This is a genomic window from Citrobacter sp. S55_ASV_140 (assembly GCF_018919505.1).
Taxonomy (GTDB): Bacteria; Pseudomonadota; Gammaproteobacteria; order Enterobacterales; family Enterobacteriaceae; genus Citrobacter; species Citrobacter werkmanii.
The window spans coordinates 71,659-88,205 of sequence record NZ_JAHLQZ010000002.1; the positions used below are offsets into that span (position 1 = coordinate 71,659).

The following is a 16,547-nucleotide window of genomic DNA, read 5'->3' on the forward strand; positions in this document are numbered from 1 at the left end:
ATATCCAGTTAATCGCTCAGTTCATTTTCCTGGCGAATCTGATTAGCCCAGCGTTGCGCTGATTCCGGAACCGTAAATGCAGGCGAACGCTGAAACGACTCCCCCATTAAGACAAAAGCGACATATTTACCGCGCAGTATCCATACGTCACGAAACGCATCCATTTTAACCGCATGCTCTGGCGGAGCAGGCTCCACACGGGGCACGTAGCTAATAACCGGACGATTTTGTTGGCGAAGAGGTTTCATAATCAGTTGTTTCACTAAAGACAAATTCTAAAAATCAGAAAACCGCTATCTTAGCCGATTTTCCCCTCCCGCGTCCTGCCTTGCGTGCGCGGTTTGCCTGTCTCATCGCGCTTTACTTCCCCGGTATATTCCTGCAGGGCTGAGTGAGTGGTCTATAGTTAAAGCTTTTGACAGCAACAACGACCCTTTCAGCGATGAATACAGGAGACGAGTTTAATGTCACAGAAAGATAAGCATCCGCTCCATCACACTGCGCCGGTTCATGATGCCAGCGAGTCCAAACCCGGTCTTGATTCCCTGGCGCCAGCAGACGGTTCACATCGTCCAACGCCTGAACCCACGCCTCCGGGCATGCAACCCACCACGTCCGGCAGCTTAAAAGCGCCTGACATCAGAAGTGACAAACTCAACGCGCTGGACAGTTTTCGCAAAGGAAGCGAAGAATTTGCCCTGACCACCAATCAGGGCGTACGCATTGCAGACGATCAAAACTCGCTGCGCGCCGGAAATCGCGGGCCAACATTACTGGAAGATTTTATCCTGCGAGAAAAAATCACCCATTTTGATCACGAACGTATACCAGAACGTATCGTTCACGCTCGAGGGTCAGCCGCGCACGGTTACTTTCAGTCCTATACCGATTTAAGCGCAACGACAAAAGCCGATTTCTTGTCCGAAGAAAACAAGATAACACCCGTTTTTGTCCGTTTCTCAACAGTACAGGGCGGCGCAGGCTCAGCGGATACGGTCAGGGATATTCGGGGATTTGCGACAAAATTTTATACTGAAGAGGGCATCTTTGATCTGGTAGGAAATAACACGCCGATCTTTTTTATTCAGGATGCACATAAATTCCCGGATTTCGTCCACGCCGTAAAACCGGAGCCACATTGGGCCATCCCACAGGGCCAAAGCGCGCATGATACCTTCTGGGATTATGTCTCATTGCAACCTGAAACCCTGCACAACGTGATGTGGGCGATGTCTGACCGGGGGATCCCGCGCAGTTATCGCACGATGGAAGGTTTTGGCATCCATACTTTTCGGCTGATTAATGCGCAGGGGAAAGCCACTTTCGTCCGCTTCCACTGGAAACCGCTGGCTGGCAAAGCTTCTTTGGTATGGGATGAAGCACAGAAACTGACGGGTCGCGATCCTGATTTCCATCGCCGCGATCTGTGGGAGGCAATTGAAGCCGGCGATTACCCAGAATACGAACTTGGCCTGCAGTTAATTCCGGAGGAAGATGAGTTTAAATTCGATTTTGACCTGCTCGACCCGACAAAACTCATCCCGGAAGAGCTGGTTCCGGTTCAGCGCGTCGGTAAAATGGTACTAAACCGCAACCCGGACAATTTCTTCGCGGAAAACGAACAGGCGGCATTTCATCCCGGTCACATCGTTCCGGGCATCGATTTTACCAATGACCCTCTGTTACAGGGCAGACTGTTCTCCTATACGGACACACAGATCAGTCGCCTGGGTGGGCCCAACTTCCATGAAATCCCGATCAATCGCCCTACCTGCCCGTACCATAACTTCCAACGCGACGGTATGCATCGCATGGATATTGATACCAATCCCGCCAACTATGAACCTAACTCCATCAATGACAACTGGCCACGAGAAACGCCGCCCGGGCCAAAACGTGGTGGATTTGAGTCGTATCAGGAGCGCATTGACGGGAATAAAATTCGTGAGCGTAGCCCCTCTTTCGGCGAATACTATGCCCACCCTCGCCTGTTCTGGCTAAGCCAGACGCCAATAGAGCAACAGCATATTATTGGCGGATTCAGTTTCGAACTCAGCAAAGTGACCCGGCCTTATATTCGCGAAAGAGTGGTCGATCATCTGGCGCATATTGATACCACTCTGGCGCAGTCCGTGGCCAGCAACCTCGGTTTTGAACTGACCGAAGAGCAAACCCAGATCTCCCCTCCACCGGACGTCAACGGGTTAACCAATGCGCCTTCGCTTAGTTTATATGCGGGATCAAAAGGTGATATCAAAGGCCGCGTGGTCGCCATTCTGCTCAATGATCAGGTAAAGGCAGACGATCTGCTCACCATTATGCAGGCCCTGCAGTCGAAAGGCGTTCATGCCAGGTTGCTCTATTCCAGAATGGGTAATGTGGTTGCCGACGATGGCTCCGTCCTGACGATCGCGGGTACCTTTGCCGGCTCGCCGTCGCTGACGGTCGATGCGGTTATCGTTCCGGGTGGGAATATCGCGGATATCGCCATGAATGGCGATGCGAAATATTACTTACTGGAAGCGTATAAGCACCTGAAACCTATCGCCCTGGCTGGAGATGCTCGCCAGCTTAAAGCTGCATTGAATATCACAAATCAGAGTGAGGAAGGCGTGGTAGAAGCGGACAGTGCAGACGCACAGTTTATGGATACCTTACTGACACTGATGACTGCGCATCGTGTCTGGTCGCGAGCCGGAAAAATCGACGCGATCCCTGCCTAAAAAAATGCGGCGCATAATTGCGCCGCAAACTCAGGAATTACACGTTCAGAAAACTGCCAAGACGATAACCGCGCTCCGCAATAGCATATTTCAGTGACGAAGACGTCAGAACGTCAAGCTCAGTTAAGCGGGGGTAACAGTAGGCACTTTGACGAATAGTGTCATCGATAAAGGCTGGATGGCACATGACTTCCAGTGAGGACTCTCCCCGGTCTGCTGAGGCATCCAGCGTTTGTAAAAACAGCGCCTCAGAAATCGCTTCGCCATAAAACTCGCTGCTGAATCCCTGGGAAGAACGCAACGTGTCGGGTAAATCAGACGACTGGCACACCGCCTGACGATCGATACGTAACGCAATCCCTCGTTCGGCTGCAAAGCTCGCGACAATGGGGAAAATCTGCGGGAACATATGCACATGGTGATGGCTATCCAGATGCGTCGGTTTCCGCCCAAACAGGTCTATAAAACGCTGATACTGCGCGGCCAGCTCTTGCGAAATTTCATCCAGCGGCAAAGCATCTTCTTCTGCCATTTGCCAGATCCATTTCCCCAGCAATCCGTCACGCGTAAGGCCTGGCATTGGCGTCAACGGTCTGCCCAGCGTCAGAACAAAGTGCATCCCGACGGCAAGTGCAGGTATGTCACGACTCAGTTGTACCGCATGGTCAATCGCCGCGCCATTTACCAACGCCGTCGTCGAGGTGACCACGCCATTGCGGCAGGCTTCAACAATGCCGTAGTTTTGGCCTTTACTCAGGCCAAAATCATCCGCATTCACAATCAGTACGCGTTCCATAGCCGACCTCAGTTAGTGTTGTTCGCTTTTCAGTTTCTCGATGCACCCGGCGAAATTTGGCAGCCATTGTTCATGCGCCAGAATCAATTCACGCGCCAGGACTTCAGCGTCGCGGTCAGAATGCACCAGCGGGCTAAGGTTCAGCGCCAGCAGCACATCATTTAGCTCTCCGCTCAATGCCGCATTGCTCGCCGCCACTTCAAAGCCTTTAATGGTATAGATAAGACCGAGGACTTTCTCATCAAAATGAGTAATACGTGGGTGTGGCGTGGCGCCGTTGCGTCCCAACGTGCAGGTCATTTCTACCGCCCAGTCCGCAGGAATGTTATCGACATGCCCATGGTGCGGAATGTTGACATAATGTTCGGTCTGCTTATCGTTGTAGATAGCGTTGATCACTTCACAGGCCGCGTCGGAGTAATAAGCGCCACCGCGCTGCTCCAGCTCCTTCGGCTTAACGTTCAGCTCAGGATTTTTATAGAGATCAAAAAGTTGTTTCTCAACTTTCTGTACCACCTGAGCGCGTGCCCCGCCCTTATAGTATTCACCCATCTCAATCGCCAGCATCTCTTTTGGCTTGAAGTAGTAGAGCAAGTAAGAGCACGGCAGTAGTTTCAGCGAACGAATCAGTCCTTCACTAAACGGCAGGTCAAAGATGTTCTTCACGGTAGACGCTTTCAACTCGCCCGATGCGACGCCGTCCAGCAGTTCATCAAAACGTGACACGCCGTTCACCAGCACATCTTTGATAAAGACCATATGGTTCAGACCGAACAGATCGATAGATAAATCATCGCTCTCTTTCAGCGCCAGCACATCGCTAATGAACATTTTCATGCCGACGGGAATATTACACACGCCGATGAATTTCTTAAAATTCGTATGGCGATAGACCGCTTCAGTCACCATCCCGGCCGGGTTAGTAAAGTTAATCACCCACGCATTCGGGCACAGTTCTTCCACATCTTTTACAATGTCAAAAATAACCGGAATGGTACGCAAACCTTTGAACAGACCGCCCGCACCGTTCGTTTCCTGTCCCAGATAACCGTGGCTCAGCGGGATACGCTCATCCTTCTCACGGGCTTTAAGTTGTCCTACACGCAGTTGGGTGGTAACGAAATCAGCATCTTTCAACGCTTCGCGGCGATCCAGCGTTTTATACAACTTCATCGGAACGCCAGCTTTGTCGATCATCCGCTGGCAAAGGTCAAAAATAATGTCCAGCTTCTCTTTACCACCCTCTACATCAACCAGCCACAATTCAGAAACCGGTAATTCGTGATAGCGCTTAATAAAGCCTTCAAGTAACTCAGGGGTGTAGCTGCTCCCGCCACCGATAGTGACGATTTTTAATTTCTGGCTCATACGTTCTCCCTTCAGTGTCAAAACACTGACATGTATTATGCTCAACCCGTTTGTCAGGTATAGCGTGGCTGTCCCGACGCTATTTAGGGCAAGCTATAAAAAATGAGTTATTGGAAAATAATATCTACTGATTAAATTCAGTTAATTTCTTACGATAGCTATTTGGCGTAAACGACGTCAGCTTTTTAAATGTTTTAATAAACAGGCTTGGACTACTGTAACCAGACTCATAAGCAATATCCGTTACAGAATAGTTAGTCATTTCCAGCTGTTTTTTAGCAAAATTAATGCGAATTTCATTAATGATCTGCATCGGCGTTTTGCTGTAATAACGCTGGGTTGCGCGGGTCAGATACTCCTGGGATTTCGCGGACAGGTGTACCATATTTTCCAGCGCATTCTCGCTAAACTGCCGTTTATCATGCATGGTCTCGACGGTGGTTTTGAGCCACTGAGGAATATCATCCAGCACCTGCTCTTCGCGATGATGGCGCAGCCGATTAATAATATAGAAGGTGACCACTTCTACAAATTCATCGAGTCCGCTCTCACGAAAGTTCAGTGATGCAATAACCGTTTCAATGTAGGTAAGAAACGAGTTATTCGCCCGATAGACCTGCGATGCAACGAAACAAAACGGCAGCAGCGGGTGGTAGTGCTGTTCAAAAAAACGTTTACTGATACCGACGTTGAGGATCCTTGTCGCACCGAAATCATAGAAACTCTGGTGATGCGATCCCAACGGGATAAAAACAAAGTCCCCGCGCTCAAGCAATACGCGTTTACCGTTGATTTCCTGATAATAGCGTCCGGTTAAAACCAGCGTAAATTCATAGTAGTCATGTTGATGCAGCCCACTGATGCTCTCAGTTTTGTTATAGATGAACACATGGAAATTTTTGCCATTAAACAGCTGCTGTTCATAGACGGTTTTGATTTCCGGTGCGTTAATCTGTAGCTGCATTTTGCACTCCTCGCTATTTCAGCTTCTCGTGAAGTTCAATCAGTTCAGTGACCAGCTCGCGCGCCAGCATCGAGGTCATCAGATGATCCTGTGCGTGGACCAGCACCAGGCTGACTTTCATTTTACCTTCGCCCTGATCGCCTTCAATCAGTTTTGTTTGCACGAGGTGCGCTTCGTTCAGCGCCAGGCGAGACTGGTCCATCATGGTCTTCGCTGCTTCAAAATCCCCCTGCTTGGCCATTTTGAGTGCGCCGTATGCCAGGCTACGCGCCTGACCAGAATTAATGATGAGCCCCATCACCACTTCTTCAAGTTCTTCTGCTTCTGACTGCGTGTCGACGATATTCTCGATATCCAACATACTTTTTTCCTCTGGTTAAGTCCGGCATGACCGCGAAGCCACGCCGGATTAAATTTAGAATTTCAATGCGTTAGCGATATCTTCTTCGCTTTCTTCTTGATCAATAACGTTCTGAGCTTTGTTGGCTACTACCACGAACGGCAGGTAAACCAGCGTTGCAATACCGAGGTTGAACAGCGCGACCAGCAGAGCGGCGACGCTACCGTTGGTGTTAAAGAACGCGCCCAAACCGGTTGGCATAGTCCACGGCGCGATGTTGGTAATCGGTGGAATAATGCCTGAGTAGTAAGCTGCCAGCGTAATCGCCGCCAGAATCGGCTGAACCAGAATGAACGGAATAAACATAACCGGGTTCATGATGATCGGCAGACCGAACAGGATAGGTTCGTTAATCTGGAAGAGACCTGACGGCAGTGCCAGCTTAGCAACCTGACGATAGTCAGGACGACGCGATGCCAGGAAGATAGCGATAATCAGACCCAGCGTTGCCCCGCTACCCCCAAGGAAAATATAGGAGTCGAGCATCGGTTTCGCCCAGACGTGGAACGTCTTACCGGCTTCCAGCGCAGCGTCTACGGAACCAAACTGTTGGTAGATAGAGATGTTTTCCAGCGCCCATGGCGTCATGATTCCGCTGTCCAGCGCGGTCAGCGCCAAAGAACCGTGAATACCAAAGAACCACAGCAGCGGAACAAAAATCACATAGGCCCAACCCACTACGCTACCCAGCGATGCCAGTGGCGTTGAAATGGAATCCATAATGATCTGATGGAAGTTGGTACCCCAGGTGTTCAGCGCCCAGGCGATGATCCCCATAATGGAGAGAATAAGAAAGCCAGGAATCAGCGCAGAGAAGGAACGCGATACGGATGTCGGTACGCTATCAGGTAATTTGATCACCCAATTACGATGGACCACAAAAGTGAACATTTCCGCGACCACCAGGCCGATAATAATACCGGAAATAATATTCGCGCCGCCCAGCCAGTTAGCGCCAACCGCATAGGCTTCACCCACGCTGTACGGTGTGACGGTCATAAATGCGGCGACAGATAACAACCCGGCAGCCAGTGAGTCGACCTTGCGTTCTTCTGCCAGCGCCATGCCGATAAAGAACGGCGCCATCAATGACATGATACCCAGCGTACCGTTATAGACGTTTCCACCAATGCCTTTCAAGCTATTCAGCGTTTCAATAGTTGAAGCATCAAGTCGAATGCCCATCGAATAAAAAAACGACCCCTCCCCAAAGCTCAGGAAAACGTTATTAATTAATACAAACATTGCCCCTGCGAGGGTTAACGGCATTAAACGAATAAAACCGTTTTTGATTGCATTAACGTGCGGCTGCTTTCCAATTTTTACAGCAAAAGGAAGGAGTACCTTTTCAAGTGAAGCAATAGCGTTACTCATAGAAAAATACCCTTAAATACCGCAATTAATAATTGCGGTGAATGTTAATGAAATAACTCTTTGACGGGAAAAATTAAAATAAAATAATTAATTTGCTGCGGCTTTTTTAATTGCTGCAACAGCAGCCTTAAGCACGCCTAAACCATCGACTTTGCCATACAGCAGCGAGTCAATCACTTCCACAGGCTTGTTGGGTAACAAACGCTGAATTTCGGGCAACATATAAGCAATTTGCGGACCTAATAACACAACATCGGCCGCTGGACCTTTTTCTCCGGCCAGCGTTTCAGGAAACGCTTCAATAATAACCGGCACTTCGTATTTTTCGGCCTGAGCACGCATCTTCGATACCAACAATGAAGTCGACATGCCCGCAGAACAAAACAGATAAATGTGTTTCTTTTCCATTAAAACGATCCTCATGTGCGATTATCTGTCAACCAGACACTCCGCAAGCCATAACCTGCATCCATGCTCTGGGTAACCTGCGTCAGCTAAATTACTTTTTTAGGTGGCTGAAACGAGTATACGGGATTGTACCGATGGATGGTATTTCCTTGACCAACTAAATTGTCTCTCCTTGACCTGTCGTTATGACCCCCCTCACATTTTATGCAAATAATTCGCGGCAATAAATAAGATCGTGCGGCACAAAAAAACCGGCGCGATGGCCGGTTGTTCAGAGTGCTCAGGCAATAAACAGTTGTTACTACTTCGCTGCCTGCGGGTCGGTGTCGTACTCTGCGCAGGTCTGGTAGCCAGAGTTAATCACATGACCGGTATCGTCTAAAGCAACGAAATAGGTTTCAGCTTTACCATCTCGTTGACCCAGGATATAGGTCTGACAGGTCCCGCGCGCATGGATCATGCTCACTTCTGAAGAAGGCTTACCGGCAATCTGCGCGACCTGCGCCCTGCTCATCCCTTTCTTCACATCTTTCACTACGGGCTGAACAAATTGGTCTTTGGTACGATCATAGGCCGTACACCCCGCCAGCATAGTCAAAACAGCCGCTGCACCCAGAATTCCTGTTAGATTCTTGTTCATTTTTTCGTCCTCTTTTTTTTCAGCGTGTTATGTAAGCCTGGAGCACAACAACGCATTTTTCAAGCAATCAGATGATACTTAGGCCGTTTCGGAAAATTCTATTAAAACAAAATGATGTTATATCAGGCCTGCATCCCTTGTCGTTTGGGCCTCAACGCGTTAGCTTTAACATATCATTTTATTTTTCACAGGGGGTTGCATGACTCTGCAGCAAGAGATAATCAAAGCGCTTGGCGCAAAACCGCACATTAATGCAGAAGAGGAAATTCGTCGCAGCGTAGATTTCCTGAAATCATACCTGCAAACCTACCCCTTTCTGAAATCACTGGTGTTGGGCATTAGCGGCGGACAAGACTCCACCCTCGCCGGAAAACTCTGCCAAATGGCCGTTTCCGAGCTCCGCCAGGAAACGGGGAATGACGCCCTACAATTTATTGCGGTGCGTTTACCGTATGGCGTTCAGGCTGACGAGCAGGACTGCCAGGATGCCATCGCCTTTATACAACCGGACCGCGTACTCACCGTCAATATTAAAGGCGCAGTGCTGGCCAGCGAGCAGGCTTTGCGTGAGGCGGGAATTGAGCTGAGTGATTTTGTGCGCGGCAACGAAAAAGCCCGTGAACGTATGAAGGCGCAATACAGTATCGCGGGCATGACCAGCGGCGTTGTCGTGGGTACCGATCATGCAGCAGAAGCGATCACCGGTTTCTTCACTAAATATGGCGATGGCGGTACTGACATCAACCCAATATTCCGTCTGAACAAGCGCCAGGGTAAACAGCTGCTTGCTGCGCTGGGTTGCCCGGAGCATTTATATAAGAAAGCTCCCACCGCCGACCTTGAAGACGATCGCCCTTCTCTGCCGGATGAAGCCGCATTGGGCGTGAGCTATGACAACATCGACGATTATCTGGAAGGAAAAACGCTGGATGCTGAAATAGCTAAAAAAATCGAAGGTTGGTATCTGAAGACTGAGCACAAACGTCGCCCACCCATCACCGTGTTTGATGATTTCTGGAAAAAAGCATAATTTTTTCTGCCTAAGGCCGGGTAGCGCCCCTATTGCTGCTCTCCGGCCTTAGCAGCCTGATCATGCCGCTTTTTTAATCGCTCCTCAGCTGTTATACTGGATGGATAACCAGCAGCGGAGTGAAAAGTGGTACGGCGTCAATCAGCCCCTCGCCTGACATTAGAGGCAGCAGCAATTTATGAATACCCCGAGCATCTGCGCCCATTTTTGAGTGCGCTTCCCGCGGTGCCCGGCGTCTATCTGTTTCATAGCGAAAGCGACACCCTGCCGCTTTATATAGGCAAAAGCGTCAATATTCGCAGCCGCGTGTTGTCACACCTGCGTACCACGGACGAAGCGGCAATGCTGCGCCAGTCCAAACGCATTAGCTGGATTTGTACGGCTGGAGAAATTGGCGCCCTACTGTTAGAAGCGCGGCTTATCAAAGAGCAGCAGCCTCTGTTTAATAAACGGTTGCGACGCAATCGTCAGCTTTGCGCCCTGCAGCTTACCGACCAAACTGTTCAGGTTGTTTACGCACGAGATATTGATTTCTCCCATGCCCCCAATCTGTTTGGTTTGTTTGCCAATCGCCGTGCCGCGCTACAAACATTGCAAAGCATTGCCGATGAACAGCAACTGTGCTACGGCCTGTTGGGGCTGGAACCCTTGAGTCGCGGGCGCGCCTGCTTTCGCTCAGCGCTAAAGCGCTGCGCCGGAGCGTGCTGTGGGAAAGAGAGCCCGCAGGCGCATCATTCGCGCCTGCTGGAAGCGCTGGAAAGAGTGCGCGTCATCTGCTGGCCGTGGAACAATGCCATTGCGCTGCAAGAAACCCGCGCTGAAATGACTCAGTACCATATCATCAATAACTGGTTTTGGCTGGGCGCCGTTGCAACGCTGGATGAGGCGACAACCCTGGCGAGAATGCCGGCTGGCTTTGACCATGATGGCTACAAAATTCTCTGTAGGCCTGTTCTGTCTGGCAAATATGACATTATTGAACTGAATCCGGAGAGTATCCCGGCATCCAGTTAATCTCGCTGAACAGCAGTTTTCCCTCGCGCTCCAACAGGCGCAGGGTGTGTTTACCGTCGTGCCAGCTCGCGCCCTGATCGGCCGTCAGCAGCTTCTCACCCAATTGCCAGGCGCCACTGATAACAAACACGACGCCGCCACGAGAACCAAAGGTCGTAAAAGTGCGATCGGCAACTCTGACTTTCGCCTGGCAAACATCTCGTCGGGTCATGATATTAAAATCCATCGACATCCGCCCTTCCGTCAGCTTTGCTTTTACAACCTTGTCACCAGCAAAAGTAAAAGGTTGATGCTGCTTCAGGGTGTGAGTGAAGATGTTCGCCTCTTCCAGGGTCACTTCACCTCCTTCCAGCAAGGTAATCACGCGTTCTACGCCCGGGAAAAGAGAAAACTCTCCGTTCGCAGCAAGAGAGGCGATACTCGCCCGCCAGTGAAAATCGCGTGTTGCTGGCGGAAAACAGCAAATCTCTCGCGTTTCTCCCGCCCCATTGCGCCACAGACTGACCGGCATTTTGCGGATATCGAAATATTCCATCACCCCTCCAGAAAGGCGTAGCACGGCAACCTGCCGTGAACAGCCAGCCATAAATCATCATTGTGATATTTACCCTGCAGAGTATCGTTATCGGCAACAGGGTTGATTTGCCTTAGTGCTGAATAGGGTATTTTGCAAAAAAATTAACGCTTCTCCTGGCGGGAAAGAAAAAACCGCCGATCCTGCCCACATCGTTAAACGTGTTGTGGACAAGAGCGGCGGTCTTGAGTTTGTTGCACACTGTGCGGCGCTGAACGCCGACACAGCATGACTGATTTAGTGTAGACGACTGGCGATTACTCGGCAGCTTCTGGCATTTTACCTTTCTGCGCCGGACGTTCTGTCAGACGCTTCTCAAAATTGGCATTAAACTGCTTTTTCTGTTCCGGCGTCAGAATGTTGTAAATCTTGTTCTGCGTTTCCATGTGCGCCAGCATGTTGGCTTTACGCTGTTCTTCCATCTTCGCAATTTGCGCTTCGGCTTTCGCTTTATCGAAGCTATCGCTGGCGATGATATCGTGCATGGCGCGGCGTTCTTCCAGCGGCGGACGTTTCATCTGATCGCGCTGGCCTTTCATAATTTCGCGAATCTGCTGTTTCTGCGCGTCGGTCAGGTTCAGGTCTTTGAACATCATGTCGTGATGCGGGGCGAACTTCCCGTTGTGATGCATCATTGGTTTGGCATCCGCTGGCGCAGTTGTTGTGGTGTCAGCAGCATGGGCCAGGTTTGCAGCGCCCAGCGCCAGGGTAGAGGCAACAAACAGAGCAGTCAGTTTACGCATAATTTCTATCCTTTCTTTCAGTTATTTTTACGACATTCATGCGATTCTTATGCAATGTGATGTCGTGTTGACGAGATTAACTTTACCGGCTTAAGCGTCAATTAATCAGAGCAACGGTAAAACAATGAAAGTGTAAAAAACAAACATTCATCAATTATGGAGAAAAAAAGAATAAATTGCGCAGAGTTGAAATGAAAAATTACAACCAGATGATTTTGAATGGATTATGAAGAACTATACCTGAACTGTGATTATTAAGAAAGCAACTTACCAGGAATAATCTGTAATAAATCTAAAGCGCACGTAAAAATAAGCCCTCAGAAATAAATCTGAGGGCGATTATATTTATCAAAGTCTTTCTAGCATCAATCCGGCACGTAAACCACAGGCCACATTTGGGTTCGGAAAAAGAACGTATTCAACGTCATGGGTGACGATAAAACGTTCATTTCCGTCCTGCGCCAGTAACGTTCCCTCGGTAAAGGGGGTAAAATTGAGCGTCTGGTTATCCATGTGGAGAATAAAATCGTCGCTACGCCGCGTAATCTGCGAGACCACGCGGTAGCGCAACGGAGATGTTTCTGCCGTAGACACTCGCTCGCCCCGCAGCAGCTGCGCCATCGCATCTGCTGTGCGCGCAAACTGGGTCAGATCGTTTTGCCCGAACGGCAGCGCTTTACCCAGTTCCAGCGTACAGGCCAGCGCGCCAAAATGTTCAGCGCTAAAATGGGTGAACGTACCACCTGGGGTCTGATGGAAAACCAATGCCTCCAGCCCCGCATCCCCCAGCCAACCCAGAAAATTTTCGTCCCAGGCAACATTGCGTTGTGGCAACACGCCAAAGCGCAAATGCTGTGAGCCGCGAATGGCGGTGTGAAGATCCAGATGCCAGCGCACAGGCTCTTTCGCGCGCGAGTAAAAATCTGCCAGACACAGTTCAAGCTCATGGGCTCTGTGCGTTTCTTCACTCTCGGCAAAACTCTGCCACCGGCCACCAAACATCCGGTTCAGATCGCTATGACAATAACGTTTTCCCGCGGCCAGCGCCTGCGGGTTACCGAGAATGACCAGCAGCCGCCATGTTAGCGCCAGCTCACCGTTAAATAGCCTGGTCAGCAATGAATCAAGTATTTCTACCGGCGCGGTTTCATTGCCATGAATTCCCGCAGAAAGCACCAGCGACTGTTCAACCGGCGCAGTTGGTGTCAGTTCCAGTACCCCGTGACCAAGCCATTGCCAGACAAAACCGTGAATTGTGCCCTGCGTTTTCGCAGGTGCGCTACCTGCGAGCGTCAGGGCCAGAAAATTATCCATGGCTCGTTCTCTCCTGCTGGAAGGGATAAACAGAGCCGAGATTGAGCAATTGCGTCAGCGTATCCAACGCTTCACGCCCTTCGCGCAACAACTGCGGATCCGCGAGGTCCGTTGCGACAAGGCGATCGCGATAGTAGCGGTCAACCCAGTTATTCAGCATATTGAACAGCGTGTCGTTCATGATAACCGCCGGATTCACGGCCTGCAGCTCCTGTGGGGTAAGCACCACTCGCAGGCGTAAACAGGCCGGGCCGCCGCCGTTGGACATGCTTTCGCGCAAATCAAAGACCCGCAGGTCATCGATCGGATTGTCATCTGCAAGCAAGCGGCTCAGATATCGCCACACGCCAGCATGCTCCCGACATTCCTGCGGTAAAACCAGCATCATCGAACCGTCGTCACGACTCAGTAATTGGCTGTTAAACAGATAGGTCGTTACCGCATCCTGCACCGACACCTCCGCGGCCGGGACTTCCAGCGCGGTAAAACCGTCCACCTGACGGCGTAGTTGCTCTAACAACGTTTGCTGTCTGACAAACGCCTGCTGATGACAAAACAGCACCTGACGATTCGACACCGCAATCACATCGTTATGAAACACGCCAAGATCGATAACGTCCGGGTTTTGCTGAGCAAAAACAAGCTGATGTGGATTGACCTGATTCAGCCGGGCTACAGCCTCGCTGGCTTCACGAGATTGTCTCGCCGGATAGCGCCTCGGCTGTGACGCATTCCCCTCTTCACGACCGTAAATAAACAGTTGTACGCCGGGATCGCCATAATCCCCACCAAGGCGGTTATGGTTTGCCGCCCCTTCATCACCGAATAACGCAACCTGAGGCAATGCGCCGTGAATCGCAAAGGTATTTTCATCACGAAAAATCGAGCGTAACAACGCTTCGGTCGTCGGCGCTTCCAGCGAACGGTGGAACTTATTATTCAGATTCGCCACCGTTAAATGCACTTTCCCGTCCAGTGAATCTGCCGAAGGACAGACCGTTGCCGCATTCGCCACCCACATAGGTGATGCGGAGCTGGCGCTGGAGAGCCAGTGCGGCGCCTGACGCGCCACCTTGTCCAGAATCTGCTCATCACTGCCGCAAAAGCCCAACTGACGCAGCGCCGGGATATAGGGACGTTCATGAGGCGGGATCACCGCCTGAGGGAATCCCGCATCAGCCAGCGCTTTCATTTTTAACAAACCCTGCTTTGCCGCCAGACGAGGGTTCGACACCTGAAAACGGTGGCTGGTCGAAGCCTCATTACCAAATGACAGTCCCGCATAGTGGTGGGTGAGTCCCACCAGACCATCGAAATTGACCTCACGCGCTTTCATCGTTTATCCCCGCAAGAGAAATCCAGACCGGGGCTGAGCGCCGACGGCAGGGTTAAGGCCGGAGATTCCAGGCTCGCCATCGGCCAGGCGCAATAATCTGCGGCATACCACGCGCTGGCGCGATGGTTACCGGACGCGCCCACACCACCAAACGGTGCGGTGCTTGCCGCGCCGGTTAACGGTTTATTCCAGTTAACAATCCCGGCCCGCGCCTCCAGCAGGAGTTGATCAAACTGGCTGCGATCGGGTGAAACCAGCCCGCATGACAACCCAAAGCGGGTGTTGTTCGCCATACGAATCGCGTCATCAAAGCTGTCATAGCGCCAGATGCCGAGCAGTGGACCAAAAACCTCTTCATCGGGTACGTTTGCCACGTCGGTCAGTTCAATAATACCGGGGGTCAGCAGCGACGTTCCGGCTTTCACCATGCGTGGCGCCAGCAGCGTGCGCCCCCCCAACGACGCCAGACGTTGCCAGGCATCACAAACGTGCTGTGCGGCCTGTTCAGAAATCAGCCCGCCTAAAAACGGCTGCGGTTCCGCATCCCAGTGACCTGGCATTAGTCGTTGGCTGACTTCCACCAGACGCGCGAGGAACGCATCCCCCTGCGCGCCGTTTTTAACCAACAGGCGACGGGCGCAGGTACAACGCTGCCCGGCGGTAACAAATGCGGATTGAATGGTCAGATGTACTGCCGCATCAATATCTTCCGGGTTCTCAATGATCAGAGGGTTGTTGCCGCCCATCTCCAGCGCAAGGATTTTTTCCGGCTGGCCGGATAACTGTCGATGCAGCTGATAACCGGTATTGGCACTGCCGGTAAACAGCAGACCGTCGAGGTCTTCCAGCGCGCTCAGCGCCTGCCCCGTTTCGCGTCCGCCCTGCACCAGATTCAGCACGCCCGGCGGCAATCCCGCCTGTTCCCACAGCTTTGTCACGGCTTCACCGGTCCACGGCGTCAGCTCGCTGGGCTTGAAAATCAACGTGTTGCCCGCCAGCAGAGCCGGAACAATATGGCCATTGGGCAAATGGCCAGGGAAGTTATACGGGCCAAATACCGCCAGCACGCCGTGCGGCCGATGGCGCAACGTCGCCGCGCCATCCGGTAGTTCACTGTGCTGCTCCCCGGTACGGGCATGGTAAGCTTTCACGGAAATAGCAATTTTATTGATCATCGCCGTCAGTTCAGTGGCGGCTTCCCAGCGCGGCTTGCCGGTTTCCCGGGCGATAATCTGCGTTAGCTCGGCTTTATTGCTTTCCAGCAATGAAGCAAATTTTTCGACAATAGCCTGACGCGTGCTAAAGGGGTGTTTAGCCCAACCGGCAAAGGCGGTGCGCGCAGCACGGCACGCCTGCATCACCTGAGTCGCGTCGGCATCATTACCTTGCCACAGCACATCACCGCTTACCGGATTCGTTTTCACCCGACGCTCGCCAAGCCCCGTCACCCAGTCGCCGTTTATCCATAATGTCATGCTGTTTTCTCCTCTGCACAAAGACGCACAAAACGTACATGGTCGCCCGCGTGGCATTTCAGGGCGTCCAGTTGCGCCGCCGTCAGTACCAGACGTTGGGTATCCGGGTCAGCGCGAACCAACATGACGCGGAAGTTTTGATAGTTTTCATTAGCGACCAGACAGGCCGGGTAATCGCCGATCGCTGGCTGACCTTCCGCCACTTCCACCAGCCTGCTTTTACGGATAGCGCGAACGCGGTCGATATCGCATTCCAGCGTCGGCCCGCCATCGAAAATGTCGACATAGTTACGGTAGCGAAATCCTTCTTTCTCCAGCACCGCCCGCGCCGGAGCGGTTTGCGGATGTACCTGACCAATTACGCTTTGCGCTTCCTCAGACAGGAAAT

General features: G+C 51.5%; 17 protein-coding genes. 3 read left to right on the top strand and 14 right to left on the bottom strand.

Annotation, left to right across the window (positions count from 1 at the left end; all coding sequences use genetic code 11):
* Window positions 1-8: 8 nt before the first annotated feature.
* Window positions 9-272 carry a cell division activator CedA gene (gene cedA, locus KQJ18_RS00845; protein WP_071600734.1) on the bottom strand — a complete coding sequence of 88 codons (264 nt, stop codon included), beginning with the start codon at window positions 270-272 and terminating at the stop codon, window positions 9-11.
* Window positions 273-464: 192 nt separating this feature from the next.
* On the opposite strand from cedA, the gene katE reads away from it, so the two are divergent.
* Window positions 465-2,723 carry a catalase HPII gene (katE, locus tag KQJ18_RS00850; protein WP_085049498.1) on the top strand — a complete coding sequence of 753 codons (2,259 nt, stop codon included), beginning with the start codon at window positions 465-467 and terminating at the stop codon, window positions 2,721-2,723.
* Between the two features lie 37 nt (window positions 2,724-2,760).
* On the opposite strand, the gene chbG is transcribed toward katE, so the two are convergent.
* From chbG to osmE, 7 genes are all read right to left on the bottom strand, one after another.
* Window positions 2,761-3,519 (bottom strand): chitin disaccharide deacetylase, encoded by a 759-nt coding sequence (gene chbG, locus KQJ18_RS00855; protein ID WP_216421228.1) that lies wholly within the window; start codon window positions 3,517-3,519, stop codon window positions 2,761-2,763.
* A gap of 12 nt (window positions 3,520-3,531) precedes the next feature.
* On the bottom strand, window positions 3,532-4,887 hold the full coding sequence (locus KQJ18_RS00860; protein ID WP_216421229.1) for a 6-phospho-beta-glucosidase: 1,356 nt from the start codon (window positions 4,885-4,887) through the stop codon (window positions 3,532-3,534).
* Between the two features lie 124 nt (window positions 4,888-5,011).
* Window positions 5,012-5,851: a transcriptional regulator ChbR gene (gene chbR, locus KQJ18_RS00865; RefSeq protein ID WP_003030617.1), complete on the bottom strand. Its 840-nt coding sequence runs from the start codon at window positions 5,849-5,851 to the stop codon at window positions 5,012-5,014.
* Between the two features lie 13 nt (window positions 5,852-5,864).
* The gene (gene chbA / locus KQJ18_RS00870) at window positions 5,865-6,212 is read right to left on the bottom strand and encodes a PTS N,N'-diacetylchitobiose transporter subunit IIA (protein ID WP_038640158.1); all 348 of its coding nucleotides are present in this window, start codon (window positions 6,210-6,212) and stop codon (window positions 5,865-5,867) included.
* A 54-nt stretch (window positions 6,213-6,266) separates the two neighbouring features.
* Complete coding sequence (gene chbC / locus KQJ18_RS00875; RefSeq protein WP_006684840.1) at window positions 6,267-7,625, bottom strand: PTS N,N'-diacetylchitobiose transporter subunit IIC; 1,359 nt, start codon at window positions 7,623-7,625, stop codon at window positions 6,267-6,269.
* A gap of 87 nt (window positions 7,626-7,712) precedes the next feature.
* Window positions 7,713-8,033, bottom strand: coding sequence for a PTS N,N'-diacetylchitobiose transporter subunit IIB (gene chbB / locus KQJ18_RS00880; RefSeq protein ID WP_003030620.1), 321 nt, complete (start codon window positions 8,031-8,033; stop codon window positions 7,713-7,715).
* A 301-nt stretch (window positions 8,034-8,334) separates the two neighbouring features.
* Window positions 8,335-8,673, bottom strand: coding sequence for an osmotically-inducible lipoprotein OsmE (gene osmE / locus KQJ18_RS00885; protein WP_006684842.1), 339 nt, complete (start codon window positions 8,671-8,673; stop codon window positions 8,335-8,337).
* A 199-nt stretch (window positions 8,674-8,872) separates the two neighbouring features.
* Here osmE and nadE point away from each other — a divergent pair, with 199 nt between their 5' ends.
* Both nadE and cho read left to right on the top strand, forming a co-directional pair.
* Window positions 8,873-9,703: an ammonia-dependent NAD(+) synthetase gene (gene nadE, locus KQJ18_RS00890; protein WP_038640152.1), complete on the top strand. Its 831-nt coding sequence runs from the start codon at window positions 8,873-8,875 to the stop codon at window positions 9,701-9,703.
* Between the two features lie 126 nt (window positions 9,704-9,829).
* Window positions 9,830-10,717, top strand: coding sequence for an excinuclease Cho (cho, locus tag KQJ18_RS00895; RefSeq protein WP_069324271.1), 888 nt, complete (start codon window positions 9,830-9,832; stop codon window positions 10,715-10,717).
* Here cho and ves read toward each other — a convergent pair.
* From ves to KQJ18_RS00925, 6 genes are all read right to left on the bottom strand, one after another.
* Window positions 10,677-11,252: an environmental stress-induced protein Ves gene (gene ves / locus KQJ18_RS00900; protein ID WP_069324272.1), complete on the bottom strand. Its 576-nt coding sequence runs from the start codon at window positions 11,250-11,252 to the stop codon at window positions 10,677-10,679. The genes cho and ves overlap by 41 nt on opposite strands.
* Window positions 11,253-11,548: 296 nt before the next feature.
* Window positions 11,549-12,034, bottom strand: a complete 486-nt coding sequence (gene spy, locus KQJ18_RS00905; protein ID WP_085049500.1) for an ATP-independent periplasmic protein-refolding chaperone Spy — start codon at window positions 12,032-12,034, stop codon at window positions 11,549-11,551.
* 348 nt (window positions 12,035-12,382) lie between these two features.
* Window positions 12,383-13,348, bottom strand: coding sequence for a succinylglutamate desuccinylase (gene astE / locus KQJ18_RS00910; protein WP_216421231.1), 966 nt, complete (start codon window positions 13,346-13,348; stop codon window positions 12,383-12,385).
* Complete coding sequence (gene astB, locus KQJ18_RS00915) at window positions 13,341-14,684, bottom strand: N-succinylarginine dihydrolase (RefSeq protein WP_216421233.1); 1,344 nt, start codon at window positions 14,682-14,684, stop codon at window positions 13,341-13,343. The genes astE and astB overlap by 8 nt, the downstream gene beginning before the upstream one ends.
* The gene (astD, locus tag KQJ18_RS00920) at window positions 14,681-16,159 is read right to left on the bottom strand and encodes a succinylglutamate-semialdehyde dehydrogenase (protein ID WP_216421240.1); all 1,479 of its coding nucleotides are present in this window, start codon (window positions 16,157-16,159) and stop codon (window positions 14,681-14,683) included. The genes astB and astD overlap by 4 nt, the downstream gene beginning before the upstream one ends.
* The coding region (locus tag KQJ18_RS00925; RefSeq protein WP_216421245.1) for an arginine N-succinyltransferase at window positions 16,156-16,547 on the bottom strand (392 nt) is incomplete at its 5' end. The genes astD and KQJ18_RS00925, both read right to left, overlap by 4 nt.